This window comes from Streptomyces sp. NPDC053367, from assembly GCF_044545925.1.
In the GTDB taxonomy this organism is placed as follows: Bacteria; Actinomycetota; Actinomycetes; order Streptomycetales; family Streptomycetaceae; genus Streptomyces.
The window spans coordinates 1-2,213 of record NZ_JBITYN010000028.1 but is presented as its reverse complement, the minus strand read 5'-3'; the positions used below and the strand labels follow the sequence as shown (position 1 = coordinate 2,213).

The window sequence follows — 2,213 nt, the reverse complement described above, 5'->3', positions numbered from 1 at the left end:
CCCTCCCACTGCGCACCCTGACCCGGGAACACGAACACCGGCTTCACACCCGAGCCGACGACCTGCCCCTCCACCACGTTCGCCGCGGGCTCGGCGGAGGCCAGTGCGTCCAGGCCCGCCAGCAGCTCCTCGCGGTCCGTGGCCACGACGGCCGCCCGCCGCTCCAGCAGCGCGCGCGTGGTGGCGGAGGAAAGGCCGGTGTCCGCGACGGTCACGGACGGATCGGCGGCCAGACGCTCGCGCAGTCGCCGCGCCTGGGCCCGCAGGGCGGCCTCGCCGCGCGCCGACACGAGCACGGGCAGCGCGCCGGCGGGAGCCGCGGACCCGGTCCGCTCGTCCGCCGCCTCCGGCTCCTGGGCCGGGGCTTCCTCCACGATGATGTGCGCGTTGGTGCCGCTCACACCGAACGACGAGACACCGGCACGGCGGGGACGGCCGTCCGAAGCCCACTCACGCGGCTCGGTCAGCAGCCGGACCTCGCCCGACTCCCAGTCCACGTGCGGAGAGGGCTCATCGACATGCAGGGTCGGCGGCAGCATCCCGTGCCGCATCGCCATCACCATCTTGATCACACCGGCCACACCGGCCGCAGCCGACGTATGACCGATGTTCGACTTGATCGAACCCAGCCACAGCGGGTCGCCGTCCCGCTCCCGGCCGTAGGTCGCCAGCAGCGCCTGCGCCTCGATCGGGTCACCCAGCTTCGTGCCCGTGCCATGACCCTCGACCGCGTCGATCTCGGCGGGTGACAGGCCCGCGTTGGCCAGTGCCTGCCGGATGACGCGTTCCTGGGAGGGGCCGTTGGGGGCGGTGATGCCGTTGCTCGCGCCGTCCTGGTTGATCGCGCTGCCCCGCAGGACGCCCAGGATCCTGTGGCCCTTGCGCTTGGCCTCGGACAGGCGCTCGACGACGAGCGCGCCGACACCGTCGGAGAAGCCGGTGCCGTCCGCCGAAGCGGCGTACGCACGGCACCGTCCGTCCACCGACAGACCGCGCTGGCGGCTGAACTCCGTGAGCAGGAACGGCCCGGACATGATCGTCACGCCGCCGATGAGCGCCATCTCGCACTCGCCGGCCCGCAGGGCCTGCGACGCGAAGTGCAGGGCCACGGCCGAGGAGGAGCAGGCCGTGTCCACGGACACCGCCGGACCCTCCAGGCCGAGGATGTAGGCGATACGGCCGGACACCACGCTGGTGCTGGAGCCGGTGAGCCGGAAGCCCTCGACCTGGGACGCGGCTCCGGACACGCCGTAGTCGGAGGAGCTGACACCGCAGAAGACACCGATGTTGCTGCCCTTGAGGGAGGTCGGGTCGATGCCCGCGTACTCGAACGCCTCCCACGACGCCTCCAGCAGCAGACGCTGCTGCGGGTCCATCGCGGTCGCCTCGCGCGGGCTGATCCCGAAGAAGCCGGCGTCGAACAGGCCGGCGCCCTCGACGAAACCGCCACCGCGTGCGTACACCTTCCCGATCTGGTCGGGGTCGGGGTCGTAGAGCCGCTCCAGGTCCCAGCCGCGGTCGGTCGGGAAGGGGCCGATGGCGTCCCGCCCGGCGGCGACCAGCTCCCACAGCTGCTCCGGGGTGGTCACCCCGCCCGGGTAGCGGCAGCTCATGCCGACGATGGCCAGGGGCTCGCCCGTGTCCGCCTGCCGGGTCCGCGCCACACCGCGCCCCGCGTTCGTGGCCTGCGTGCCCGTGGCCACCTGGGACCGCAGGTAGCGCGCCACGGCAGCGGGGGACGGGTGGTCGAAGACGAGTGTGGCCGGCAGCCGTACGCCCGTGGCCTGGGTGAGCCGGTTGCGCAGCTCGACCGCGCTGAGCGAGTCGAAGCCGAGCTCCTTGAAGGCACGCTCCGGGTCGACCGTGGCCGCCGAGGCGTGGCCGAGGACGGACGCCACCTGCGCCCGCACCAGTTCGAGGACGATCCGCTCGCGGTCCGCCTCGGACGCCCCGGCCAGCCGCTGGGCCAGCGCACCGGTGCCTCCTGCGGCCCGGCCCGGGAGCCTCACCAGCCCGCGCAGCAGCGGCGGGAGCATCCCGGCCCTGGCCTGGGCGCGCAGTGCGCTGGTGTCCAGCCGCGCCGGAACGACAACGGCCGCGTCGACGCCGAGGGCCTGGTCGAACAGGGCCGGACCGGTCTCGGCGGTGAGCGCGCTCATGCCCATCCGCTCCAGACGGGCCAGTTCGGCCTCGCCGAGCTGAGCCGCCATGCC

General features: G+C 73.8%; 1 protein-coding gene. It reads right to left on the bottom strand.

Annotated elements, in window-relative coordinates; all coding sequences use genetic code 11:
• Positions 1-2,213, bottom strand: a 2,213-nt coding sequence (locus ACIGXJ_RS36975) for a beta-ketoacyl synthase N-terminal-like domain-containing protein (protein ID WP_399655292.1), incomplete at both ends; no start/stop codon positions are given.